Genomic DNA, 23,825 nt, shown 5'->3' with positions numbered 1-23,825 from the left:
TCTGCCAGTGGAGGAGCATGGGATGGGAGTCACCCCGGAAAGTGATGCGGCGTCTGTGAAAAATGGCCAGAATGTGGTGCGGCGTTGGGGGTGTTATTCGACGGGGCGCAGGCGCAGAGCCTGCATGCCGCCGTCGACCGCTATTGAGGTGCCGGAAGTGGAACCCGAGAGCGGACTGGCCAGATAAGCCACGGCTCCGGCGACTTCCTCTGCCGTAACCAACCGGCCATGCGGCTGGCGCGCATTCAATGCTGCGCGTTCCGCGGCGGGATTGTCGGCCTGGGACAGGAGGCGGCCAACCCACGGGGTATCGGCCGTGCCGGGGTTGACGCAGTTGACGCGGACGCCTTCACGCAAGTGATCGGCCGCCATAGCCTGCGTCAAAGACAGCACTGCGCCCTTTGTCGCCGAGTACAGCGCGCGCTGGGGCAGGCCCGCGGTGGCTGCGATGGAGCAGATGTTCACGATCGCCGCTGCGCTGGACTGACGCAGATGAGGCAGTGCTGCGCGAGAAACCCGCACCATGCCCACTACATTGATGTTCCAGACGCGCGCCCATTCTGCGTCGTCGTTATCTTCTACGGAGCCGATGGCTCCGATGCCGGCGTTATTGACCACGATGTCCACGCCGCCAAAGGCCGCGACGGTGCCATCGATCGCGGCAACGACGGAGGCGTCGTCGGACACGTCGCACGGGAAACCTAGCTGTCCCTCGGGGAGATCCTTCGGGTTCAGGTCTAGAACGGCAACCTGCGCGCCTAAGCCTTGTAATTTAGCGGCGATGGCGGCACCAATGCCTGACGCGCCGCCGGTCACAACAGCTGTGAAGCCTGAAAGTTCCTGGCTCATTTATGCCTCCTGGTTTGTGGTGCCGGCGGTTGTGGCGCCAGCGCGGAAGAATTCTTGGCGCTGGCGGCCCAGCCCGGCAATTTCAACTTCCACAACGTCGCCGTCCTGGATGTAAGGGAAACGCCCGGATAGCGCCACGCCCTCGGGGGTTCCCGTGAGCACCACATCGCCCGCTTCCAGCACCATGTACTGGCTCAGGTGGTGAATGATCGTGGGCACGTCAAAGATCAGATCGGCTGTGTTGGAGTCTTGGCGTGGTTCGCCATTGACCCAGCTCTTGAGCTGGAGATTGTTCGCGTCAGCATCTTCTGCCGGGACAAACCACGGGCCCAACGGGGTGGACTTCGGCAAGGACTTGCCCTTGGTCCACTGGCCTGCGGCACCGGGAATCTGGTATTCGCGCTCGGAAAGGTCATTGGCAATGACATAACCGGCGACGGCGTCGGCGGCTTCTTCGAGGGTGGAGAGGTAGCTGACTTCGCGGCCGATGACCACGCCGAGCTCCACTTCCCAGTCGTACTTGGCGGCTAGCGGCGGGATCGGCGCAGCGTCAAAGGGGCCGGCCACAGTGTTGTTCGGCTTGAGGAAGACCACGGGGATCGTTGGGGGTAGCGCGCCGGATTCTGCTGCGTGGGCCGCGTAGTTCATGCCGATGCAGATGACGTTGTTGGGCCGGGCAATCGGAGAACCGATGCGTAGTTCGGCGGCGTTCTCTAGAACGGGCAAGGTGCCGTTGTTCACCGCGTCGCGCAGCGTGGCAAGTCCGCCGCCGGCGAGGAAGGCGCCGTCGATGGTGGCCGTGACCGGGCTGGCGTCGTAGCTAATTTCGGTTCCGGTGGAGTCGGCGGCAATGACAACGGGAATTTCCCGTCCCAGCTCGCCAAGGCGTGCAATCTTCATGAAATTCTTACCTCTAACGTGCGGTGCGATTTTGGTATGAGAGCCCTCCGCAGGACCCTAACATCTGAGCTTTCGGGTAACTTTACCCAAACCTTACGGCTATTTCGGCTCTATCTCTAATATTGACACGGAAAACATCCGATGTTTAGCTAGGGGTAACTTTTTTAGAACTTCCTTCCTCAACCAGGAGTAGCCCGTGAGCACAATCATTGCCGTCGAGACCAGCGACGTCCGTTTTCCAACGTCGCGTGATCTAGATGGCTCTGACGCCATGAACCCGGACCCGGACTACTCGGCCGCGTACCTGCGGGTTGTGACGGACAGCGGCGATGGGCACGAAGGGCACGGTTTCGTTTTCACCATCGGCCGCGGCAATGATGTTGAGACAGCGGCCATCAAGGCATTGACCCCGTACCTGCTCGGACGCAATACCGAGGAACTCCTCAACGACATGGGTGGCACCTGGCGCGAACTTGCCCATGATTCCCAGCTCCGCTGGCTCGGCCCGGAAAAAGGTGTCATGCACATGGCCATCGGCGCCGTGGTCAACGCGTTATGGGACCTGAAATCCAAGCGTGCAGGTCTGCCGCTGTGGCAGCTGTTGGCAGAAATGAGCCCCGAGGAACTGGTCGACCTGGTCGACTTCCGCTACCTCACCGACGCCCTGACCCGCGAGGATGCCCTGGAGATCCTGCGCAAGGCAGAAGCAGGCCGCGGCGAACGTACTGCCACCTTGTTGTCCGAGGGATACCCGGGCTACACCACCACACCCGGCTGGTTGGGCTACTCCGATGAGAAGCTGACCCGATTGGCCAACGAGGCTGTTGCCAGCGGTTTCAAGCAGATCAAGCTTAAAGTTGGTGCCGACCTTGACGACGATGTCCGCCGCCTGCGTACCGCACGTGCCGCCGTCGGCCCCGACATTAAGATTGCCGTTGACGCCAACCAGCGCTGGGACGTTGCCCAGGCCATCGAGTGGATGAGCCACCTAGCGCCGTTCGACATCGCCTGGATTGAAGAGCCCACGAGCCCGGACGATATCCTCGGCCACGCCGCCATCGCCCGAGGCGTGGCACCCATTCCGGTAGCCACCGGCGAACACGTGCAAAACCGGGTGGTGTTCAAACAGATGTTGCAGGCTAATGCGCTTTCGGTCCTGCAGATCGACGCAGCCCGCGTGGCCGGTGTCAACGAAAACGTTGCGATCCTCCTTCTCGCCGCCAAATTTGGTGTCCGGGTCTGCCCACACGCCGGCGGCGTGGGCCTGTGCGAGGCCGTTCAGCACCTCTCCATGTTTGATTTTGTCGCCGTTTCGGGCCAGAAGGAGGACCGCATGATTGAATTTGTGGACCACCTGCACGAACACTTTGTGGCCCCGATCGACGTTCACGACGGTTGCTACTGGCCGCCGCTGGTTCCGGGTGGTGGAAGCGAGATGCACGCTGCATCTATTGCTGAATACACTTTCCCGGACGGCGCTTTCTGGCTGGCCGACGCGGCCGCCGCAGCCGAAGCAACAGGCGAGGTGGCCGCCGTCGAACATTCCGTTGCCGCACCACAAAAGGATCTGGTCTAACCCCATGCCCGCTCTGCCCACACCCGCCCAAGTCACCATTGAGCATGCGCCCTGGTTCACCCAGGACCGGCTCGGCATGTTTGTGCACTGGGGACTGTATTCTCTGGCGGCCCGGCATGAGTGGGTCATGTACCGGGAGAATATGGAAGTGGGGGAGTACCGCAAGTACTTTGAGCACTTTGATCCTGACCTTTACGATCCGCGTGAGTGGGCGGCCGCGGCGAAGAATGCCGGCATGAAGTACGTGGTTCTGACCACTAAGCACCACGACGGGTTCGCGCTGTGGGATTCCGCGCTCACGGAGTACAAAGCCACGAACACCCCATGCCGGCGGGATCTGCTGACGCCTTATGTTGCGGCGCTGCGCGAGGCCGGGTTGAAGGTTGGGTTCTATCACTCGGTCATCGACTGGCACCACCCGGACTTCACGATCGACGGCAACCACGCCGCGCGGAACAACCCGCAGTGGCAGGAACTGAACAAGACGCGCGACGGCGCCCGGTACCGCGAGTACCTGCACGGTCAGGTGCGCGAGCTGCTGAGCAACTATGGGCAGATCGATTACCTATTCTTTGATTTCTCTTACCCTGATGAGGCCACGGCCAACCCCGACGGCGTAACCACGTTCCGCGGCAAGGGCGCCGAAGAGTGGGGTTCCGTTGCGCTCATGGAGATGATCCGGGAACTCCAGCCTGGGATTATCGTCAACAACAGGCTCAACGTTCCCGGCGACTTCGTGACTCCGGAGCAGTACCAGCCCGCCGGCGCCATGCTTAGCGGTGGCAAGGAAGTCCCGTGGGAGGCGTGCCAAACACTCAACGGCAGCTGGGGCTATGACAGGGACAACCTGGATTACAAGTCCGCCGAGCAGTTGATTCATATGCTCATTGACGGCGTATCCAAGGGCGGCAACCTGCTGCTGAACGTTGGCCCGACGGCTAGGGGTGAGATCGATCCCCGCGCCTCCGCATCTCTCTCCGGAATGGGTGAGTGGATGCGCCTGCACGGCCGCTCTATTTACGGCGCCGGCGCGGCCGGAATCGCCGCCCCGCAGGACGCGCGATTCACGCTGCGCGGGGACCGTTTGTACCTGCACCTGTTCGCGTGGCCGTTCCAGTTCATTCACCTGCCGGGGCTGGCGGGCACAGTGCGCTACGCTCAGTTGCTCAACGACGCCTCGGAAATCGCCATGCTGGTGTTGGAGTCCGGGCAAGCAGCCGGGCATATGACGCCCGCCGGTCAGGCACCCGGAACTTTGACCCTGAAGCTGCCCGTGCAGCGCCCCGGGGTGGCCGTCCCCGTTATTGAGTTGTTCCTCAACCCCGAAAGCGATGCGTCATGAACCAGAAGATTGCCCTGCACACCCGGTTGAAGCCCGGCAAGGAGGCGGAGTACGATTCCGTCCACGCCCGCATCAGCGACGACCTGGACGCAGCATTGCGCGCGGCAGGAGTCACCGGCTGGAACATTTGGCGCAGCGGGCGGGAGCTTTTCCACGTGGTGGAGGTTGCCGACTACCAGGCCATGCGCAAGGAATTAGCGCTCAACCCGGTCAATATCGAATGGCAGGCCGTCATGGCCGAGCTGCTTGAGGTCGAGGACGACTACTCCGGCGCCGATATGGGCTTGGCAAAGGTATGGGAGCTGCCATGAGTCTCCCCGAACTGGGTCGCCTGGGCTTCGGTGCCGCCGGCATCGGTAACCTGTACCGCGCCATGGACGACGACGTTGCTACCGCCACCGTCGCTGCCGGGTGGGACGCGGGCATCAGGTACTTCGACACGGCACCGCACTATGGCATCGGCCTTTCCGAACGCCGCCTCGGCGCATTTTTGGCTACCAAGCCGCGAGAAGAATTTGTCATTTCCACCAAGGTGGGACGCGTCTTGGAAACCGTGGCGAACCCCTCGGGGGCAAGAGATGCCGAGGGCTTCGACGTGCCCGCCGATGTTGTCCGTCGCTGGGATCCCTCCGAAGCCGGGATTCGGCGCAGCATCGAGGATTCCCTGGAGCGCACCGGCCTGGACCGGATCGACATCGCTTATCTGCACGATCCCGATGTTTACGATCTCGAAGCGGGCATCAAACAAGCCCTGCCCGCCCTCGAAAAACTTCGCGCTGAGGGCCTGATCAAGGCCATCGGCGTGGGCGCCAACTCCGCCGACGCGCTGCGCGATTGCGTGGCCGCCGCCGATCTCGACGTGATTATGCTTGCCGGGCGGTACACCTTGTTGGAGCAGCCGGCGGCCGGAGATCTCCTGCCGTTGTGTCTGGAACGCAACGTTGCTGTGGCTAACTGTGGGGTCTACAACTCGGGTCTGTTGGCCCGCACAGTGGTGCCTGACGACGCCCACTACAACTACGCGCCCGCCCCGGCCGGGATCCTTGCCCGGGCTAAGGCACTCGCGGCCTGCTGCGATGAGTTTGGTGTGGAACTTCCCGCCGCGGCGTTGCAATTCGCCCTCACCCACCCGGCCGTGGCCACGGTTGTGGTGGGAGCCTCCAACCCGGGGCAGATCGCTCAAACGGCGGCCCGCATGGCCGCGGAGATTCCGGTCGAATTGTGGGCCGCCCTGGTTTCGCGCGGTTTGTTGGACGAGCGCCTTGTCCACGCCTGACACCGAGGTCCGCATCGACGCGCACGTCCACCTGTGGGAGGTGGGTTCCGGGCAGTATTCCTGGCTGACCCCAGAGCACGGGATCCTGTACGACGATTTCACAGCCGAACAGGCTGGAGAGACGCTGGCGGATGCCGGAGTTGGCCAGGCGATCTTGGTGCAGGCAGATGACACCGCGGCCGACACAGAGATGATGCTGTCCGCCGCGGCCACTCATGACTGGATCGTGGGTGTGGTGGGCTGGCTCCCCTTGGAGGACCCGGCCGCTACGGCGAGGCTGCTGGAAAAGTGGGGCCATCACGCCGCCTTGTGCGGTGTGCGCGCCTTGATTCACAACGATCCCCGCCCACATTTCTTGGCCCTGGACTCCGTTCGTGAGTCGCTGGGATTGGTGGCGCAGGCCGGGTTGGCCTTTGACGTTCCCGACGCTTTTCCTCGGTATCTGGACCAGGTGGTTGACCTGGCTCAGGCGATGCCCGGTCTCCGGGTAGTAGTTGATCACCTGGGTAAACCGCCCAGAGGTGGCAACGCCGAAGAGCTTGAGCGTTGGCAGCGGCAGCTGGCCGCCGTGGCCGCGATGCCGAATACGACGGCGAAACTCTCCGGACTTCATTCCGATAGGAGCGACTATTCCGCGCAGGCACTGGAGCGTGTCTGGGATATAGCGCTTTCGGCTTTTGGTCCCGCCCGGCTCATGTTTGGTGGCGACTGGCCGGTGAGCCTGCTCGGCGGCAGCTACCGGGAAACGGTGGAGATCGCGGAGTCGTTGTTGTCCTCACTGAGCCCCGAGGAGGCCCGGTCCCTGTGGGTTGGGACGGCGCAACGCGTTTATGATCGATAACATTCTTGGAAACATCGGATGTATTTATCGAAAATGCGTGTTTTTGTGGCGTGGGTAACATACCATGATGGAAGTTGATTGCCCCCGCTGACGTAGACGTTGGCGGGAAATAGCCGTATTTTACGTTTTTGATGCAGAAGACAAATGAGTCGGCCGGTCGTATCGGATCTCCTTATAGGTCTGATGTCGGATCAAATGAAGAAGCCTTGAGAGGGCAGTATGAGTAAGAAACTCCTTCGGATCGCCGGGGTAAATAAGAGCTTCCCCGGGGTCAAAGCCCTATCTGACATGCAGTTGGATTTAGGGCACAATGAGGTCCTCGCCCTCGTGGGCGAAAACGGCGCTGGCAAGTCCACCCTCATGAAGCTGTTGTCGGGCATCTACGTTCCCGATTCAGGCACCTTTGAAATTGACGGCCAGGAAGTGGCCATCAACGGAACCAAGCACGCACAAGAACTTGGCATCAGCATCATCCACCAGGAATTTAACCTGATGCAAGACCTTACGGTGGCCCAGAATATTTACATTGGGCGTGAACCCCGCCGGGCCGGCGTCTTCCTGAATGAGCGGGCGCTGAACCGCAAGGCCCGTCTGCTCTTTGACCACATCAACATCGATCTGGACCCCAAGGCGCGAGTGGGCGACCTGACCGTTGCCAAACAGCAGATGGTTGAAATTGCCAAGGCGCTGTCCTACAAGTCGCGCATCTTGATCATGGATGAGCCCACGGCAGCCCTCAACGATGCCGAAGTGGCCACCCTGCATGATTTGATTCGCAACTTTACGAATGAACAAACCGGTGTCATTTACATCTCGCACCGAATGGACGAGCTCAAGGCCATCTCCAACCGCATCACGGTGATCCGCGACGGCGCCTACATCGACACTGTCGACACGGAAAGCACCACGATGCGTGAGGTCATCAACCTCATGGTGGGTCGTGAGATCTCCGGCAACCAGCGTCCGGCGAGCCATGCGCCGTCGGACGAGGTAGTGCTGAAGGTCAGCGGCCTGGAAACCAAGGGCTTCCTGCGCGACATCAACTTCGAGCTACACCGCGGAGAGATCCTTGGCTTTGCTGGCCTCATGGGTGCCGGGCGCACCGAGATTGCTCGCGCCATTGTTGGTGCCGACCGCATCTCTGCCGGAACCATTGAGCTCAATGGAACGGAAGTTTCGATCGGCAACCCCGCCATCGCGGCGAGCATGGGTGTGGGCTACCTGTCCGAGGACCGTAAACACCTGGGCCTGCTGCTCGAGCGAGATGTCAAGGACAACATCGCGCTGAGTTCCCTGAAAATGTTCAGCCGCATGGGTGTGCTCAACGACAAAGCCATGAAGTCAACGGCCGCAACATACATCGACAAGCTGCGCATCAAGACCCCCTCCAGCGCCCAGACGGCCAAAAACCTCTCGGGTGGCAACCAGCAAAAGATTGTCATTGCCAAATGGCTCGTGAAGGACTGCGAGATCTTGATCTTTGACGAACCGACCCGAGGGATCGACGTCGGTGCCAAGGAAGAGATCTACGCGCTCCTGAATGATCTGGTAGCACAGGGCAAATCGATCATCATGATTTCCTCGGAACTGCCGGAGGTTTTGCGTCTGTCCCATCGCATCGCCGTCATGAGCGAGGGGCAGCTCACCGGCTTCCTCTCCAATGCCGAAGCCAGCCAGGAAAACATCATGGAATTGGCAACACAAAACACCACCGGCGCAGTCCTGACACCCCTACCCAGCGCGCAGCGCTCCACCTCGTAAGAAAGTACGGCGAACAGATGACCCTGACAAAGGACGCTGCGCAGGCCGCCAAGGTTGCCAGCAACAAACAATCCGAATTCAACACCCGGCTCCGTGCCAGCTTCCAACAGCTTCTGGCCTTTGCCAGCCTCCTAGCACTGGTCCTATTTTTCTCCGTGGCCAGCTCCAACTTTTACCAGGCCGCAAACCTTTCCAACATCCTGCTTTCCACCGTGGTGACGGGCCTGTTGGCGCTGGGCACCACGTTCGTCATCATCACCGGCGGCATCGACCTGTCCATCGGTACGGGCATGACACTGTGCTCGGTCATGACAGCGGTATTCATGACCCAGCTGGGCATGCCCATGATCGTGGGCGTTCTCTGCGGCGTGCTGTTTGGTGCGCTGATGGGCGGCATCAACGGCTTCCTTGTCGCCTTCATGAAGATCCCCTCCTTCATTGCCACGCTCGCCATGATGATGGTTGCCGCGGGCCTCGCCCTGGTCATCTCGGGCACCAAGCCGATCTACACCAATGAGGTTGCCGGATTCCAGAAGATCTTCGCGCTGGGTAAGTCGATCCCGGGACTGGTCATCCCTAACGCCGTGTTCATCTTGTTCGCGGCCGCCATCATCGCCGGCCTGCTCCTGTCCAAGACCATCCTTGGCCGCTACACCTACTCCATCGGCAGCAACATGCAGGCGACGGCGCTCTCGGGCGTGAACGTCACCAAGTGGACGGTGCTGATCTACACGGTTGCCGGCTGCTTCACAGGCCTGGCCGGTGTCATCGCCACCGCCCGCCTCAACTCAGCCCAGCCAGCGGGAGGGGCAGGCTTGGAGCTTCAGGCGATCGCCGCCGTCGTTATTGGCGGAACCTCACTGGCCGGCGGCAAGGGATCCATCATCGGCACGGTCATTGGTGCGCTGATCATGTCGGTCCTGACTAACGGTTTGTCCATCATGTCCATCCCGCAGGAATGGCAGCAGGTGGCGGTGGGTGTGGTCATCCTGCTCGCCGTGTACCTGGACATGATGCGCCGCAAAAAAGCCACCAACTAACTTTCCCCACCACCAGCTTTTCACCGCGTTTATACAAAGGAGTTAAACCCATGCAAAGAAGAAAATTCCTGGCCTTCGCCTCGGTCGCCGCACTGTCCCTTGGCCTTGCTGCCTGTGACACTGCAGCCGAAGCTCCGGCCGCTAACGGTAAGACCTACATCGCTATTGTTTCCAAGGGCTTCCAGCACCAGTTCTGGCAGTCAGTGAAGCAGGGGGCGGAGAAGGCTGCCAAGGAATTCGACGTCGAGATCTCCTTCGAGGGGCCCGACAAGGAAACCAACGTTCAGCAGCAGATGGACCAGCTGAACAACGCCATGGCCAAGAACCCGCAGGCGCTGGCGCTGGCCGCGCTCGATTCCAAGGCCGCAGAAGGTGTGCTGCAGGATGCCAAGAGCAAGAACATCCCCGTGATCGCTTTCGACTCCGGCGTTGACTCCGATATCCCGATTGCCACGGCGTCCACGGATAACAAGGCCGCCGCTGCCGAGGCCGCCAAGCACATGGCCGAGCTGTTGGGCAACAAGGGTGAGATCGCGATCGTCGGTCACTCGCAGACAGCCACCTCGGGGACCGACCGTCGCGACGGCTTCGTTGACTACCTCAAGGCCAACGCTCCGGACATTAAGATTGTTGACATCCAGTACGCGGACGGCGATCAGGCCAAGTCCACCGACGCCGCCAAGACCATCATGACCGCCTACCCGAACCTGGCTGGCATGTACGGAACCAATGAGGGTGCCGCCATCGGTGTTGTCAACGCAGTCAAGGAAACAGGCAAGACCGGCAAACTGGTCATTGTTGGCTTCGACTCCGGCAAGGCACAGATGGATGCCATCAAGGACGGCCTCATGGCTGGCGCCGTCACCCAGAACCCCGTGGGCATCGGCTACGAGACGGTCAAGGCCGCCGTTGCCGCCATCAAGGGCGAGAAGGTGGAGAAGGTCATCGACACCGGCTTCTACTGGTACGACAAGACCAACATCGCCGATCCCGATATCGCGGCGAACCTCTACGAGTAAAAACCACTAGAACTACCCTGGGGTCTCGACGGGCTCGACCAACGAAATTCTTCGGCGGTCGAGCCAGTCGAGACCTTTGTTACGTACCGGCGTTGATTAGCGCTGTCATGCCCAGAAGGGCTACCGCGATGATCGGAAAGAGCCATTGGGTGAGGAGCTCGAATCGACGTGCCTTGAGTCTGCTGGTCGAGGTGGTGTCCAGCGGGCCGACCACCGGATCAGGCTCCTCGCGCAGGGTGATAATGGTGCCGACTATCGACAGGACAATCAGTAGTACGGCGCTGATAATCAGGATTGGCTGCGGAGAGAGTGCTAGGAAAGCGTTTTCGGCCGTCTTCGGTGTGAGCGCCGCCGAGAAGATCCCGGCTGCTACGCCAACGACCGGAACAGCAATCATCGCCCAGATGTGCCGGAGCAGGTGCGTCACATAAAGCGGTAGCGAAATTACGAGGACGGCCAGAACAGCCACACAAACCAATTGCCAGCCGCCAATGGGCATTTGTTCTCCGCTGAGCCACGGGGTCAGCGTCGCGTTAAGTACGAGGAACGTGAGCAGACTGGTGGTGGTCAATGCGATGGTCCTGCTCATGCCCTTCCGGCCTGACTGGACCGATCCGCCAGCCAGCTCGGCAGCATATTCGCGAGGTGTGCCAAAAGCCTCCTCGGGGGACTGGCCGGAATCGGCCAAGAACTCCTCAACCGTGGCTAGGGCATCCCCGATCGACTTGCCGGAGACGTCGTTCAGTCGTAGTTCCAGGGTCAGTTCGTCCAGCCACTTCCTGTGGGACGCGGTCTTCATCGTTTGCTCCTTGGTCATTGCAAAACTCCTCGATCGGGGGCTGCGGCGAGGAACGCCGTCGTACTTTGAGTGAAGCTGAGCCATTGTTGGCGCTGGTGTTCCAACTCGGTGCGGCCGGTGGCGGTCAGGGAGAAATACTTTCTGCCGGGGCCGCTTTCGCCGGCGCGCCATTCGACCTCGACCCAGCCCGCCGTTTCAAAGCGGGTCAGGAGTGGGTAGAGTGTGCCGCCCTTGAAGGTCCCGAGGCCCGCCTGCTCCAACGCGGTGATGATGGCGTAGCCATAACTGGGGCCGTCTTTAAGGGTTTGGAGTGCGCACAGTCCAAGGGACGCGCGGTTCCAATCCCCGGGCCACGGCTCTTCTAGTGATGAACTCATGACTAGATCGTATGTCTAACTAGTTAGTGTGGCAACCCTATTACGCAGAAAACCCACCTGCCGGGTTCTGGATGGCAGGTGGGTTTCGAGAAGAGGCTGGGTCTATAGCGCTTGGCGGAGCCAATGCTCGACGCCACTGATGTGCACGGTCAAAAGGGCCTTGGCCAGCTCGGCGTCGCCGCGTTCCAGAGCCTCGATGATGGATGCGTGCTCGGAGAGGGTGCGGTCCACCGCCTTTTCCTGGGTGAGGCCGCGCCAAATCCGGGCTCGGACAGTGCTGCTGGAGAGCGCGTCCAAAACACTGGCGAGATAGGAGTTGTCTGCCGCGGACGTGATGAGCTGGTGGAAAATCAGATCGTGCTCAACGAGCTGTTCGACGCTGGTTGAATCGTCGATGTTCTCCATGGTGGCCCGCAGCGCGGCAATCTCTTCGGCGGTGATGCGTCCGGCGGCCATGGCAGCGGCGGCCGGTTCCAAAATTCGGCGAACTTCGAAGATGTCCAAAATGGATTCATCCTGATGAAGGTCCACAATGAACGTCATGGCCTCGGTGAGTAACTTCGGCTCCAGACTTGTCACATAGGTGCCATCGCCCCGGCGAACATCGAGAACCTTGATGATTTCCAGGGCCTTGACGGCTTCGCGCAAGGAGCTGCGGGACAGGCCTAGCTTTTCGCTGAGTTCCTTCTCCGGAGGCAACCGGTCCCCGGCAGAAAGCTCGCCGGAAATGATCATGTCCTTGATTTTCGTGATTGCTTCGTCAGTTACGGCCATGCATCAAGTCTAATGGTCTGATGTTTGAAAGCCCGGAAAGCCACCACACACAAAAATGCACCCCTCGACGAATCGAGGAGTGCATTTTTTTCTGCGGAGACGGGGAGATTTGAACTCCCGGTGGAGTTGTGCCCCACACTTCATTAGCAGTGAAGCCCATTCGGCCGCTCTGGCACGTCTCCAGCACTGGCTAAGGTAGAAGCCCCTAACCAGCATCCCAAACTTTACCCAGTAGATGCCCTACAAAGCAAAACGAGTGCGGGGGTAGGGGCAAAATTACCCCGCGCCGAGACGTTCCCGCATGAATCTAGAGCTGTCCGTTCAGCGCCCGCCACAAGAATTCGTGCGATGCCGTGTGCAGCCGGGCGGCCTGCTCGTTGTTCCCGGCGCCGGAGTGCCCGCCCTCGAGAGCCTCGTGGAACCACACAGGAATTCCCATTGATTCCATGCGTGCCGCCATCTTCCTGGCCTGCACCGGCCCCACCCGGTCATCTGAGGTCGCCGTCCAAATGAACGTCGCCGGATACTCAACACCGGCACGCAGCAGGTGGTAAGGCGAGAACGTCTTGATGAATTCCCATTGTTCAGGCACATCCGGGTCACCATATTCGGCAATCCACGATGCACCGGCGGATAGCTTCGTGTAGCGCCGCATGTCCAGCAGCGGCACCCCGCAGGAGACGGCCCCAAACAAGTCCGGGTAATGCGTGAGCATATTGCCCACCAGCAGCCCGCCGTTACTGCCGCCCGCGCAGCCCAATTTCGACGCCGAGGTCACCTTGCGTGCCGCGAGGTCGCGAGCCACGGCGGCGAAGTCGTCGTACGCACGGTGCCGGTTTTCCCGCAAGGCGGCCGTATGCCACGTCGGGCCGTATTCGCCGCCGCCGCGGATGTTCGCCACGACAAAGACGCCGCCGCGCTCCAACCAGCTGCGTCCCACGGTCCCGCTGTACGCCGGTGTGCGCGACACCTCGAATCCGCCATACCCGCTCAACAAGGTGGGATTCGCGCCGTCGAGCACCAGGTCCTTCGACCCCACCTGGAAGTAGGGTACGCGGGTGCCGTCGGCCGAGGTGGCGAAGTGCTGCTCCACGCTGTAGTTCTCGGCGTTGAAGAACGACGGCGCCTCCCGCACCAGCGCTGCTGCCGCACCCTTCGTGGCGCCTCCTTTGGCGTCGGACCCGGAAAGTGTGCCGCGGTAGACCGTGGAGGGGGTGAGGAATCCTGTGGCCACGAGCCAGTAGTCGTTGCCGGCGTTGGGGTTGTCCGGGTCCACATCCTCGTCGTCAACGGAGTAGGCGTCCACCGAATGCAGCGGCGGGCACGCGTCAAGCTCAGCGGTAGCCCAGCCGGAGGCAGGATCCAACACAAGAATCTTCGAGGAAACATCAGAGAGCAGGTTCAGGAGCAGGAAGTCCTTGGTCCAGCTCCAGGACTGCAGCGACTGCGCCGCCGTGGGCGCGAAGATGGTGCGAAGTTCCCGGCTGCCAGCCATGAACGCGTCAACCTCAATCACCAGCAGGGTGCCAGCCGCATAGACCGTTCCGGCCACGGTCCAGTCGGTGCGCGGGCGCAGCAACAGCCATTCGTGGTGGAGGGAAACGCTCATGTCGTCGGGCACCTCGATGTGCACCCATTCCTCTCCGACGCGCAGGTAGCTGCGGCTGTTGAAGAAGTCCAGAACGTCGTAGGCCACGTCGCGCTCGAACCCGGGCGTGCTGCTGTGCGAGACACCGCCGCTGAGGTGATCCAACGGGACGGAGAAGAGCGGTTCCTTCGCCGCCAGCTGCTCCAGATTTTCGCCCCTCTGGAGGACGCGCGTGGCCGCCGGGTAAGACGATTCCGTCATGGACCCAACGCCAGTGTCGGTGCCAACGTAGAGGGTGTTCACATCCAGCCAGCCCAGCCGCGTTTTGGCCGAGGGCAGCTCAAAACCGCCGTCCACGAAGCTCAAGGTCGAGAGGTCGAACTCGCGGTAGGCCATAGCATCGCCGCCGTCGGGGGAGAGGGCCACCATCACGTGCCGGTACTCCTCCCCGGGGGCTGGGCGCAACAAGGAGGCCCCTGCCCAGAACCAGTCCTCGCCCGTAGATGCGCACAGGGCATCTACGTCCAGCAGGACATCCCACTTCGGGGAAGGGCTGAGGTAGCTGGTCCACGTGGTCCGGCGCCACAGGCCGCGGGGATTCGCCGCATCGCGCCAGAAGTTGTAATACCAGTTGCCCCGCTTGGACACCATGGGAATCCGGTCCGCCGAATCCAGAACCTCCAGAACCGATGCCTCCAAATCCGAGTAGGCGGCGTTCACCAACGCGGCATCCGTCCGGGCATTGCGCTCGCGGACCCACGCCATGGCGTCGTCGCCGTGGATATCCTCGAGCCACAGGAATTCGTCCTCGGGTTGTTCGGCAAGTTTCAAGGGTGCGCCAGCTTCAGTCATAGCCCCATCCTAGGCATGGCAGCGAATCGAGCCCTTTTAAGTTCTGTCCTGCGCGCGGTTCGGTGTGGAGTTGCCGCACAACAGTGTTCTGCGGCAACTTAGTGTCGAACTCAACGTAGAACAGAACATTCCGGCCACGTGCCAACTGGAGCAGGAGCAGGGGCGGCTTTGGCGGGATCGGTTAAGCTCAAGGGGTGGAATCTATGGGTGTGCAGAGCGTTGTCATTGTGGGGGCGGGACCCCGCGGGACTTCCGTCATGGAACGCCTCCTGGCCCAGCACGCGGCCCAGCACGCCCAGCACGCAATAAACTCAGCTGCCGAAACCAAAAAGCTGCACATCCACCTCGTTGACCCGTTTCCGCCGGGGGCCGGGCATGTATGGCGCACGGAGCAGTCGCGCCTGTACCTGATGAACACACAAAGTTTCTTCCCAACCCTGATCCCGGACCAGGGCGTGCAGGCCCCACCGCTGGCCGGCTGCAGCTTCAACGAATGGCGTGCGGCGCAGCAAGGCACGCCCTGGGACAAGCTCAGCGGCGGCGACAAAACCGAACTCGCAGGCCTCGAAGCCACGAATTTCCCCAGCCGGGCCCTGTACGGCCGTTACTTGAGCTGGTGCTTTGAGCAGCTCACCGAAGCCATGCCCGACGGCGTGAGTCTCACCATCCACCCCGCCGAGGCCAAGCGGGTGGCGAGGGACCATGAGAACGGTGGCTTCGCCGTCGTACTTCAGGGCGGCGAGAACCTCCACGCGGATCAGGTGGTGCTGGCATTGGGACACATTGACTCAAAGCTGAGCCCGCCGCAAAAGGAGTTGCGCGACGAGGCCCGGACGCACGGGCTCCACTACTTCCCGCCGGCCGTGCCCAACGACGTGGACTGGGACCTGTTGCCCGCCGGCGAAACCGTGCTGGTGCGCGGCATGGGACTGAACTTTTTTGACGTGCTGGGGCAGCTGACGGAGGGTCGAGGCGGCGTTTTTGAACCCACAGGGCTGCCCGCGGGGGAGTCGCTGCGGTACGTTGCCTCGGGCCGCGAACCGGTGATTGTTGGGGCCTCGCGCCGCGGCACTCCGTACCGGGCCAAGGCCGAGATGGACAGCTATTACCCCAAGGGCGTCACGCTGCGATTCCTTGGCGAGGATGCCGTCGCAGCCATTCGGGCCATGGGTGCCACCGCCGGTTTTGATCACGATATCTGGCCGCTTCTGCACCGCGATACGCTCTGGGCCTACTACACGACGCTCGCCCGGACTCGTCCCGATGCGGTTGCGCCGGAGCTGCTGCCTGAGCTGGATGCCTTGCTCCACGAAGGGCTCGACGGCGGAGACCCTGGGTGGGTGCAGCGGCTCAAGGAGCTCGTGGCCCGCCATGTGCAGGACGGCCACATCCTTGACCTAAAGGGGCTGGCCCGTCCGCTGGCCCGGCATCCTTTGCGCGCGGGCGAGGGGCACCGGTTTGCCTCGTACGCGGACATGGACGCAGCCGTCTTGGAATATTTGGCAGGCGATGCCGCAGCGTCTGCCCGCGGTGAGGACGATCCCGTCAAGATGGCCATTGGTGCTTTGAACGCGGGGCGCGCCATCATTAAGTCACTTGTGTCCGACGGCGGCATCACGCAAGGTTCGTGGCTGGGCGAGCTGCGCGGCTGGTTTGAAAGCTTCGTTGAGGGCTTGGCTAGTGGGCCGCCGGCCGTTCGCATGGAGCAACTGGCTGCGCTGGTGCGTGCCTCGGTGGTGCATTTTGCTGGTCCTGATCCGCTATTCCGGATCCAGTACGGGTTGTTCACAGCTGGCTCGCCATGGGTGGCCGGCACGCCCTGGGAGGCGCGATATTTGGTGGAAGCACTTGCTCCTGCCAACAACATCCTGCGCAGCGACTCGTTGTTGATGCAAAATCTCTTGGTGGATGGCCTGGCACGTCCGCGCCATATGTTGGCGTCCGACGGCGAACCCGTCGTCACCAGCGGACTTGATGTTTCTGCGCCGCCGTACCGAACGCTGGACGGCGTCGGCGAGCCGGTCAAGGGCCTGTATGTTCTGGGGCTGCAGCTCTCTTCGGTGCAGTGGGGTACGGCCATCGCGGCGGAGGCCTCGGCTAAATACCGCAGCGGGTACCGAACGGTTCGCGACGCGGATGCGATCGCGGCCCACATCCTGGGCTAAGTCCCGCTGGTCGAGCCTGTCGAGACCCGTCCGCAACGCACCGCGCCCGCCCCCGGGAGTCGAGCCTGTCCGATTTCGACAGGCTCGATCACCCGGGAACGGGCGCGGTGAGTGTTCAGCTCAGTCCGATCAGAGGCAAACCTTCTTGCCCTTGTTGGGCTTGCACTGCTCATTCGGGTTGGTGATGAGCAACGGCAGCGTCACCGTGGTGCCGCTGGGGGCTGCCTTGACGGTGATGGTGCCGCTGGTGCGGGCATCAGCCGGAAGGGTGAAGGAGACCTTTGCAGATCCATCACTCACGCCTACCGTGTCAACCACGGTGCTCTTACCCTTGCTATCGGTGAATTCCACCGTGACGGCGGTGTTCTTCGGGCTTCCCAAAGACGTCAGATCAAGCTTGTTGAGCTGGAAACTGACGGCGCCCTTGGCGTTTACCGAGGCTGGGTTACCGATGACCTCGACGCCGCGGCGTGCAAAGTCGGGGGCAATGGGTGCCGTGGCGGACTGCTCACCGAGGTACTTGATCCAGGCGTCCCGGTCAATGAGGCCGGAATCCTTCGTGTTGGTGCCCTCGGTGAAGATGCGGAAGTTGTCGCCGCCCGTAGCCAGGAAGCTGAACGTGCCCACGCGGTAGGAACGCTCAAGATCCAGCGGTGCGCCGTTGATGGTGACCGAGGTGATGTGGTCGCCCAACTTGCGAGTGGAATCGTATGTGTAGTCCATGTTGGACGACAGTCCAAGGTTCAGGAACGGACGGCTGGGAATCGTGCCGTCAGCATTGGTCTGCCACTGCTGTTCCAGCATGGTTTTGACCTGCGCTCCGGTCAGGGAGGTGGTCCACAGGTTGTTCACGAACGGCAATACGGCGTTGGCGTTGGCGTAAGTGACCACGCCATCGTCGAAGCCGGTGTTCTTGTAGAGCAGGTCCGCACGGAGGCCGCCGGGATTGACGACGCCGATCTCGGCTCCGCCGGTCTGCTCCGACTTGAGCGCATCCAGGAGCGAATCGCCCACGAGGTTGCCTAAGGTTGATTCACTGGCACGGTCGTCACGGATGTACTTGCCAGTGGCAGGATCAAGAATCTGCGCCGTGGTGATGTCAGCTGCGATCTTGCCGACCGGAACGCTGCCGGCCACCTTGGCATCGGCCAAAGCCTTGTCGGTGATGGTCTTGACGGCGGCCACGCGCGGGAACTCGGCGACCAGCGCGGCGTCGTCGGCCTTGGTGCGTGCAACATTGCCCTGCGTGTAGGAGATAACCGCGTTGGTGTCGGTATCCACAGTCAGCTCGATCTGGCCAATGAACTCGCCGTAGCTTCCGGTCTGGAGCACGGGGCGGGTCTTCAAGGCAGCGTCAGCGGAAACGCCGGGGATGGGTGCATCCCAGGCGTACTGCTTGTGCGTGTGGCCGGTAAAGATGGCGTCGACCGATGCGCTGGTCTTCGTCACGATTTCCGCGAACGTGCCCCCGGCGGCAACTTCCTGCTCCAGTGTTGCCTGCTCGGGCGTTCCCCCGCCGGCACCATCGTGGTATTCGGCCACGATGACATCGGCGAGCTTGCCGTCGGTGATCTCCTTGGCCACGCGGTTGACTGCCTCGACCGGGTCGCCGAAGTCCAGCGTGGAGATGCCCGACGGCGTCACCAGGGTGGGTGTCTCCTGCGTGATGGCACCGATGATGGCGACCTTCACGCCGTCGACCGTGATGATCGTGTACTCATCGAGCACCGGTGTGGTGGTGCCCTTCGCGTACACGTTGGCACCGAGGTAGTCCCAGTTGGCTGCGTCGTTGACACGGCCATCGAGGTCGGCATAGCCCTTGTCGAATTCATGATTTCCGACGGCGGACGCTTGCAGTTCCAGCGCGTTCAAGACATCGATGGTGGGCTTGTCCTCCTGCGAGGCAGAGGCGAACAGGCTGGCACCAATGTTGTCACCGGCGGAGATGAAGGCCGTGTTGGCATCGCCGGCTTCGGCGCGGAGCTGCTCAACCGTGCCGGCAAACTTCACCGTGTTGGCGTCAATGCGACCGTGGAAATCGTTGATGTTCAGGAGATTGATGTCCTTGGTGGCCTCTTCGACGCCCTCAAGGTTCAGGCCAACCACCACGGGATCATGATCCGAGGCGGAAAACGCTGAGTCATCGTAGAAGTTGGTGACGTTGTAGTTGTAGCGGCTGTAGCCCATCGCGATGGACTCGGCCGAGTTAATGTTCCAGATATCCGCGCCGGTGATGATGGCTTCCGCAGCGGGTGAGGCGAGAACGTGGTCGAGTGAGCCAACCATGCCGCCGTAGCTGTAGGAGTGCTTGCCCGTCTTGGGATCCTGGTCGACGTAGCCGGCATTTGTCATGACGTTGATGGGATCTTCAAAGCCGTATGCGTTGAAGTCACCCATGAGGAGGACCTTGTCGGTGCCCTGTGCGGACTGCTGTTCGGCGGAGAACTTCACCAGGGCCTGGGCCTGGGCCGTGCGGGCCAGGTTGGAGTTGCCCTGCCCCTGGTCGGTGTCGTTGCCGATCGCGGAACCCTTCGACTTGAAGTGGTTCACGATCAACAGCACCTTGGCCGAATCCTCGGCGCCAACGAGCTTGAAGGACTGGGCCAGCGGCTGGCGAGCAATTCCGGTGTAGGCGGCGTCGTCGAGGATCACCGATGCGCCGACGGGTTCCGCGGCAGCCTTCTTGAAGATGAAGGCCGTGCGGATGACGTCTTCAATTGCGACGTCGGGACGCTGGTCAGCGGCGGGGGAGCGGACATAGTCCCAGACTCCCGGTGTGGCTACGTTAAGTGCATCAACCAGTGTGGACAAGGCGCTATCGCGGTCCTTGCCAAACTTGGCGGAGTTTTCAACTTCCTCCAGCGAGAGCACATCGGCGCCTGATGCGTTGATGCCGGCAACAATCTTGTCCTGCTGACGCTTGAGGTTCTCCGCGTTGGCAGCACCGCGCTGGTTGCAGCCCGTGCGGACGGCGATCGGGTTACCTTCGCGGTCGTTGTAGAACTGGCAAGAGGCGTTCTTGTCACCGGTTTCGGTGAAGTAGTTCTGCACGTTGAAGGAAGCGACCTTGAGATTGCCACCTACGTCCTTCGGTGCCGCTACGCGGTTGTTCCCGAAAGCGATGGGCTGCACGGCAGCTGCGTTGGCAGGGGTAAGTGCTTCCAAGGGCTGGAACTTGTAGGAGTTATTGCGGTTGTCAAAGATGACAGGCGCCATGAATTCCGAGGTGGAGCCAACGCGCATAGGCGTTTCCTGAGTCAGCCACGGCAGAGGAACAGACCGGCCGGCGGCGTTCAAGAAGTTGGTGCTGGCGCCGTCGTCGAGCTTGATGGCGCGGGCAGCGTTCTCGGCGACCTTGGCCGTGTACTCGGCCGAGCCGTAGGGTGCCACTGCGGTGGGCTGGACCAGAGGAGTGGTGCCCGTGGCCAAACCAATCTCGCCGTAGTTGTTCAGGGAGTAGTTGTCGGTGATGGTGAAATCGCCCTGGGGTGCAACAAGCATGCCCTCAAGGGTTTCGCGCTGCTCCACCGAAGCCGGAACTGTGATGACAGCGGCCTTGACCTCGGTAGTCGGCTCTACGAGCGGCGTCAGGCCGCCCGCGGCAACGTCAATTTCCGTAGTGGTGGCGGTGTCTGAGGCGCCGCCGAATTCCTTGACCAAACCTGTGACCTGGACGTAGTCGCCGATGTGAACGGCGGCAACGGTGGCCGGCGAGTAAACAAAGACGCCGGCTGAGGCCTTGTGTGTTGCAAGGTCAAGATCGCCGCCGGTGCCCGGGGTCTGGATGAAGTAACCGTTGAAGCCACCAGTGGGGTAGGTCGCGGTGACCTTGCCCTTGGTAGTCACGGTGGTCCCAACGAGCGGGCTCTTGACGCCTTCGCCCTGAACTTCAGCAATTGTTTTGGCGCCCGAATCAACAGGCGGCGGAGGCGGTTCGTCGCCTCCGCCGGTACCAACAGGCGAGGGTGCGGCCGTGGTGAAGTCTGCCGCGTTGCTGTCCGTGTCGACAAAGCTCGTGCGGTTCAGCGACGAGGAGGCATTGGCAGCCGAGGACGCAGCAGTTTCAAAGGTGTTGGAGGAGCCGTAGCCGAGGAGGTCAACTACGCCAGCGGTGCCCACCAAGGAGCCGGTGGCAAGATCGGCCGGCAACTTGGCATTCTTGTCGGAGAGGATCAGCGTGCCGGCGCCACCAGCGAAGGAGAAGCCGCTAGCGTCGCCATCGCTGGCCGGCAGCTCACTGCCCACAACGCCATTGGAGTTGCCCTTGATCAGGTAGTAATCATTGGCCTTGATGGTGCCGGAAAGGGCTGCGAATCCGGTGGGAGCCACTTGCCCTGTAGCGGATCGGTACTGCAGCGACCAGCCGGTCAAGCTAATATCGGCGCCCGTGGGGTTGTAGAGCTCCACATACTTGTTCTTGTAGGTGGCGTTCGCGCTGCCGCCGTTGAGGTAGGCCTCGTTAATGATCACATTGGGTGCCGCAAGGGTGCCTGCGGCGGTGACAGCGGCGGGGAGTGATCCGACTGGCGCAAGTTCCGCCGTCGAACCTTGCTCAGCAGGGGCAACAGCAGTTGCCGATTCGTCTGCGGCTATGGCCGGCGAGATCGCCAGCGGTGCCACAACCAAACCAAGGGCCAGTGCGGCCCCTAGCCCAGCCTTGATGAAGGTGTTGCTCGTCATGTCTCCAACTCTCAAAAGTGTGGCGCCCCCAGGCGCCGTGAGTGATGATGATCCGCAGTTTGCAAGGGGAGAAGGACAGATAGTCGCCACCCAACCTGCCCGCAGGAATGAGTTTGATCCAAACACATAGATGTGAATCATTCATGAACGGTTGGCCTCGGTCAATGGAATTCCAAGGGTTTTGGGCAAAATGAGTCAAAAGGTCAGGGGCGGCGGGCAAAAGAAAAAGGAAGCGATCTCGTGATGAGATCGCTTCCTTTTATAAGCGCGGAAGGTGCGAGATTCGAACTCGCGGTACGGGGTTACCGCACACTGGTTTTCAAGTTTTGTTTTCCCCGAAATAACGGGAACCAGCGAGCGCCGTCTAGATGCATCGTCGCAGGTCAGAGCGGGGTTGTCGTGTTATCGAGCACCACCGAAAAACAATAGGTGGCGGGGCCGCTGGTCACAGTTCGGCCACAGGTTCCATTGGTCACCTTCGCCGCTTAGGCTTGTAGTGCGCGTCCATCGGGGATGCGCTTTTCCAATACCTATCGGAGGTAGCTCTATGTTGAGCCGTATTGCTCAAGAACATGCCCGTGAAATCAGCAATCATGATTGGTCGGACGCTCCTTACCGAGCAGACCGTGCCGGCCATGACCGAAGCAGTGATCACACAAGCACGCAACAGTTGACGCAGGCCGAAACGGACACGCTGAAACTCAACGTCATGTGGGTCTCTGCCCAGGTGCTGATGCATGCAGATCCCAACTTCGACATTTCTGAGTTTGCAGTTGCCTGCGGCTTGCCGCGGCGCATCACGCACAACAAGGATGGTCGGGTCAGTGGTGCACTTTTGGCTGGCATTCGTTTCGACGACGGTCAAGTTTCATCACCTGGCAGCTGGGATCGGCTGAGCTAAGGAACAGGATGGCCCCACACCTGAGGTGTGGGGCCATCCTTGTCTGCTGCAAATACCTTCGTTTGCCCGTCGATGGTACTGCAGGCCAGAAGGCGGGAGTCTTTCAGCGCGGCCGGGTAGCCTGTATCGGTGATAAATACCGCCATTGAAGTTCAATTAGTAGGGCAATCGCCCTTGGTCCTCATCTTGCCTGCCGTCGCCATTGTCATATCGTTACTTTCCATAGGTCTAACGCTTGGGTTCAGGTATCAGGATCGGTTCAAACTTGCCGTAAAGACGTCTTGGAGCATGATGACACACGGAGATCTTCGGATTGCCCCAGGCTGGGACAGGATCAACGTCGAAGTAGTCAATCAAAGCCGAACGGCGACGACGCAGGTAACTGGACTTTTAGTCGCCCTACCCAATGGCAGAACGTTTGCCTATATGGAACCGGGGGCCGGTGACTCGTCTCTACCAATCACCCTGGGTCCAGGTGAGAGTGCGATCGTCAGCTATCCCGCGAGTGGCCTAGGCGTCTCATTGTCGGATATGTCCACCAAGGAGCGATTGTGGGTCCGCGGCAAAGCAGTAAGTGGCCACAAGGAAGTCTTCGGAAAGAGGCGGCGTAGCTTGCCGGACGAACTCATAGCGTACGCTGCCGAACATCCCCGCAAGCAAATGCCTGATGGATCATTCCGGCCGGCTAAGTCGTAGATATCACGCCGCCAATTGCGCCTGACCCAAGACAGTGGCCCCGGATCGATTTACTTCTGGTGTGGATGAACAAGCCGCCGATAAGCGCGCTGCAATGATCCCCAGAAACGCCACTGCCAAGACTTCCGGCCACAGTCTGGCCACAAATGACGGCAAACAAGGCCAGTAGCAAAAGGGAAGCGACCCCGGTGACGGGGCCGCTTCCTTTTATAAGCGCGGAAGGTGCGAGATTCGAACTCGCGGTACGGGGTTACCGCACACTGGTTTTCAAGACCAGCTCCATCGGCCGCTCGGACAACCTTCCTTACCCTAGTAGTGTTTCATAGGCAGGGCCGTGCAACCAAAATGAGCACAGGTCCGGCTAGAATTTATGGGTGCAAAACGGGCGA

General features: G+C 61.2%; 18 protein-coding genes and 2 tRNA genes. 10 read left to right on the top strand and 10 right to left on the bottom strand.

Annotated features, from left to right (window positions below):
- Nucleotides 1-93: 93 nt before the first annotated feature.
- Together ACP7B9_RS09030 and ACP7B9_RS09025 are read right to left on the bottom strand one after the other, a co-directional pair.
- Entirely contained in the window at nucleotides 94-849 is a 756-nt protein-coding gene (locus tag ACP7B9_RS09030) for an SDR family NAD(P)-dependent oxidoreductase (RefSeq protein WP_425862651.1), read from the bottom strand.
- Nucleotides 850-1,749, bottom strand: coding sequence for a fumarylacetoacetate hydrolase family protein (locus ACP7B9_RS09025; RefSeq protein ID WP_425862649.1), 900 nt, complete (start codon nucleotides 1,747-1,749; stop codon nucleotides 850-852).
- 196 nt (nucleotides 1,750-1,945) lie between these two features.
- On the opposite strand from ACP7B9_RS09025, the gene ACP7B9_RS09020 reads away from it, so the two are divergent.
- From ACP7B9_RS09020 to ACP7B9_RS08985, 8 genes are all read left to right on the top strand, one after another.
- Nucleotides 1,946-3,325 carry an L-fuconate dehydratase gene (locus tag ACP7B9_RS09020; RefSeq protein ID WP_425862647.1) on the top strand — a complete coding sequence of 460 codons (1,380 nt, stop codon included), beginning with the start codon at nucleotides 1,946-1,948 and terminating at the stop codon, nucleotides 3,323-3,325.
- A 4-nt stretch (nucleotides 3,326-3,329) separates the two neighbouring features.
- Nucleotides 3,330-4,667: an alpha-L-fucosidase gene (locus ACP7B9_RS09015; RefSeq protein WP_425862646.1), complete on the top strand. Its 1,338-nt coding sequence runs from the start codon at nucleotides 3,330-3,332 to the stop codon at nucleotides 4,665-4,667.
- Entirely contained in the window at nucleotides 4,664-4,978 is a 315-nt protein-coding gene (locus ACP7B9_RS09010) for an L-rhamnose mutarotase (RefSeq protein ID WP_425862645.1), read from the top strand. The genes ACP7B9_RS09015 and ACP7B9_RS09010 overlap by 4 nt, the downstream gene beginning before the upstream one ends.
- Nucleotides 4,975-5,943 (top strand): aldo/keto reductase, encoded by a 969-nt coding sequence (locus ACP7B9_RS09005; protein ID WP_425862644.1) that lies wholly within the window; start codon nucleotides 4,975-4,977, stop codon nucleotides 5,941-5,943. Before ACP7B9_RS09010 ends, ACP7B9_RS09005 begins: the two co-directional genes overlap by 4 nt.
- Nucleotides 5,930-6,784: an amidohydrolase family protein gene (locus ACP7B9_RS09000; protein ID WP_425862642.1), complete on the top strand. Its 855-nt coding sequence runs from the start codon at nucleotides 5,930-5,932 to the stop codon at nucleotides 6,782-6,784. The genes ACP7B9_RS09005 and ACP7B9_RS09000 overlap by 14 nt, the downstream gene beginning before the upstream one ends.
- 219 nt (nucleotides 6,785-7,003) lie before the next feature.
- Nucleotides 7,004-8,545, top strand: coding sequence for a sugar ABC transporter ATP-binding protein (locus ACP7B9_RS08995; RefSeq protein ID WP_425862640.1), 1,542 nt, complete (start codon nucleotides 7,004-7,006; stop codon nucleotides 8,543-8,545).
- Between the two features lie 17 nt (nucleotides 8,546-8,562).
- Nucleotides 8,563-9,585, top strand: a complete 1,023-nt coding sequence (locus ACP7B9_RS08990; RefSeq protein ID WP_425862638.1) for an ABC transporter permease — start codon at nucleotides 8,563-8,565, stop codon at nucleotides 9,583-9,585.
- 50 nt (nucleotides 9,586-9,635) lie between these two features.
- On the top strand, nucleotides 9,636-10,604 hold the full coding sequence (locus tag ACP7B9_RS08985) for an ABC transporter substrate-binding protein (RefSeq protein WP_425862636.1): 969 nt from the start codon (nucleotides 9,636-9,638) through the stop codon (nucleotides 10,602-10,604).
- Between the two features lie 79 nt (nucleotides 10,605-10,683).
- On the opposite strand, the gene ACP7B9_RS08980 is transcribed toward ACP7B9_RS08985, so the two are convergent.
- The 5 genes from ACP7B9_RS08980 to ACP7B9_RS08960 all read right to left on the bottom strand — a co-directional run bounded on the left by ACP7B9_RS08980 (nucleotide 10,684) and on the right by ACP7B9_RS08960 (nucleotide 14,994).
- Nucleotides 10,684-11,421, bottom strand: a complete 738-nt coding sequence (locus ACP7B9_RS08980; protein WP_425862634.1) for a hypothetical protein — start codon at nucleotides 11,419-11,421, stop codon at nucleotides 10,684-10,686.
- Complete coding sequence (locus ACP7B9_RS08975; protein ID WP_425862632.1) at nucleotides 11,418-11,780, bottom strand: PadR family transcriptional regulator; 363 nt, start codon at nucleotides 11,778-11,780, stop codon at nucleotides 11,418-11,420. The genes ACP7B9_RS08980 and ACP7B9_RS08975 overlap by 4 nt, the downstream gene beginning before the upstream one ends.
- Nucleotides 11,781-11,882: 102 nt before the next feature.
- Nucleotides 11,883-12,554 (bottom strand): FadR/GntR family transcriptional regulator, encoded by a 672-nt coding sequence (locus ACP7B9_RS08970; protein ID WP_425862630.1) that lies wholly within the window; start codon nucleotides 12,552-12,554, stop codon nucleotides 11,883-11,885.
- Nucleotides 12,555-12,648: 94 nt separating this feature from the next.
- A tRNA-Ser gene (locus ACP7B9_RS08965) sits at nucleotides 12,649-12,736 on the bottom strand.
- Between the two features lie 125 nt (nucleotides 12,737-12,861).
- Nucleotides 12,862-14,994 (bottom strand): prolyl oligopeptidase family serine peptidase, encoded by a 2,133-nt coding sequence (locus ACP7B9_RS08960; protein WP_425862628.1) that lies wholly within the window; start codon nucleotides 14,992-14,994, stop codon nucleotides 12,862-12,864.
- A 203-nt stretch (nucleotides 14,995-15,197) separates the two neighbouring features.
- Here ACP7B9_RS08960 and ACP7B9_RS08955 point away from each other — a divergent pair, with 203 nt between their 5' ends.
- The gene (locus tag ACP7B9_RS08955) at nucleotides 15,198-17,159 is read left to right on the top strand and encodes an FAD/NAD(P)-binding protein (protein WP_425862627.1); all 1,962 of its coding nucleotides are present in this window, start codon (nucleotides 15,198-15,200) and stop codon (nucleotides 17,157-17,159) included.
- Nucleotides 17,160-17,288: 129 nt separating this feature from the next.
- Here the strand turns inward: ACP7B9_RS08955 and ACP7B9_RS08950 are convergent, their stop codons facing one another.
- Nucleotides 17,289-21,839 carry an ExeM/NucH family extracellular endonuclease gene (locus tag ACP7B9_RS08950; protein WP_425862626.1) on the bottom strand — a complete coding sequence of 1,517 codons (4,551 nt, stop codon included), beginning with the start codon at nucleotides 21,837-21,839 and terminating at the stop codon, nucleotides 17,289-17,291.
- Nucleotides 21,840-22,386: 547 nt separating this feature from the next.
- Here ACP7B9_RS08950 and ACP7B9_RS08945 point away from each other — a divergent pair.
- Nucleotides 22,387-22,740, top strand: a complete 354-nt coding sequence (locus ACP7B9_RS08945) for a hypothetical protein (RefSeq protein WP_425862624.1) — start codon at nucleotides 22,387-22,389, stop codon at nucleotides 22,738-22,740.
- Here ACP7B9_RS08945 and ACP7B9_RS08940 read toward each other — a convergent pair.
- A complete protein-coding gene (locus ACP7B9_RS08940) occupies nucleotides 22,737-22,886 on the bottom strand; it encodes a hypothetical protein (RefSeq protein ID WP_425862623.1) in 150 nt (49 codons plus the stop codon). The two genes, ACP7B9_RS08945 and ACP7B9_RS08940, sit on opposite strands and share 4 nt — an antisense overlap.
- Before the next feature lie 766 nt (nucleotides 22,887-23,652).
- Nucleotides 23,653-23,740 (bottom strand) — tRNA-Ser (locus tag ACP7B9_RS08935).
- Nucleotides 23,741-23,825: the final 85 nt, after the last annotated feature.

Origin of the sequence: Arthrobacter sp. TWP1-1 (genome assembly GCF_049897845.1) — a bacterium.
Classification (GTDB): Bacteria; Actinomycetota; Actinomycetes; order Actinomycetales; family Micrococcaceae; genus Specibacter.
The sequence above is the reverse complement of the archived record's forward strand: the minus strand, read 5'-3'. Positions and strand labels throughout refer to the sequence as shown.

Coding starts and splice junctions, on each gene's coding strand:
- ACP7B9_RS09030 (WP_425862651.1), bottom strand. CDS start 849: ATGAGCCAGGAACTTTCAGGCTTCACAGCTGTTGTGACCGGCGGCGCG.
- ACP7B9_RS09025 (WP_425862649.1), bottom strand. CDS start 1,749: ATGAAGATTGCACGCCTTGGCGAGCTGGGACGGGAAATTCCCGTTGTC.
- ACP7B9_RS09015 (WP_425862646.1), top strand. CDS start 3,330: ATGCCCGCTCTGCCCACACCCGCCCAAGTCACCATTGAGCATGCGCCC.
- ACP7B9_RS09010 (WP_425862645.1), top strand. CDS start 4,664: ATGAACCAGAAGATTGCCCTGCACACCCGGTTGAAGCCCGGCAAGGAG.
- ACP7B9_RS09005 (WP_425862644.1), top strand. CDS start 4,975: ATGAGTCTCCCCGAACTGGGTCGCCTGGGCTTCGGTGCCGCCGGCATC.
- ACP7B9_RS08995 (WP_425862640.1), top strand. CDS start 7,004: ATGAGTAAGAAACTCCTTCGGATCGCCGGGGTAAATAAGAGCTTCCCC.
- ACP7B9_RS08990 (WP_425862638.1), top strand. CDS start 8,563: ATGACCCTGACAAAGGACGCTGCGCAGGCCGCCAAGGTTGCCAGCAAC.
- ACP7B9_RS08985 (WP_425862636.1), top strand. CDS start 9,636: ATGCAAAGAAGAAAATTCCTGGCCTTCGCCTCGGTCGCCGCACTGTCC.
- ACP7B9_RS08980 (WP_425862634.1), bottom strand. CDS start 11,421: ATGACCAAGGAGCAAACGATGAAGACCGCGTCCCACAGGAAGTGGCTG.
- ACP7B9_RS08975 (WP_425862632.1), bottom strand. CDS start 11,780: ATGAGTTCATCACTAGAAGAGCCGTGGCCCGGGGATTGGAACCGCGCG.
- ACP7B9_RS08970 (WP_425862630.1), bottom strand. CDS start 12,554: ATGGCCGTAACTGACGAAGCAATCACGAAAATCAAGGACATGATCATT.
- ACP7B9_RS08960 (WP_425862628.1), bottom strand. CDS start 14,994: ATGACTGAAGCTGGCGCACCCTTGAAACTTGCCGAACAACCCGAGGAC.
- ACP7B9_RS08955 (WP_425862627.1), top strand. CDS start 15,198: ATGGGTGTGCAGAGCGTTGTCATTGTGGGGGCGGGACCCCGCGGGACT.
- ACP7B9_RS08950 (WP_425862626.1), bottom strand. CDS start 21,839: ATGACGAGCAACACCTTCATCAAGGCTGGGCTAGGGGCCGCACTGGCC.
- ACP7B9_RS08945 (WP_425862624.1), top strand. CDS start 22,387: ATGTTGAGCCGTATTGCTCAAGAACATGCCCGTGAAATCAGCAATCAT.
- ACP7B9_RS08940 (WP_425862623.1), bottom strand. CDS start 22,886: ATGGCGGTATTTATCACCGATACAGGCTACCCGGCCGCGCTGAAAGAC.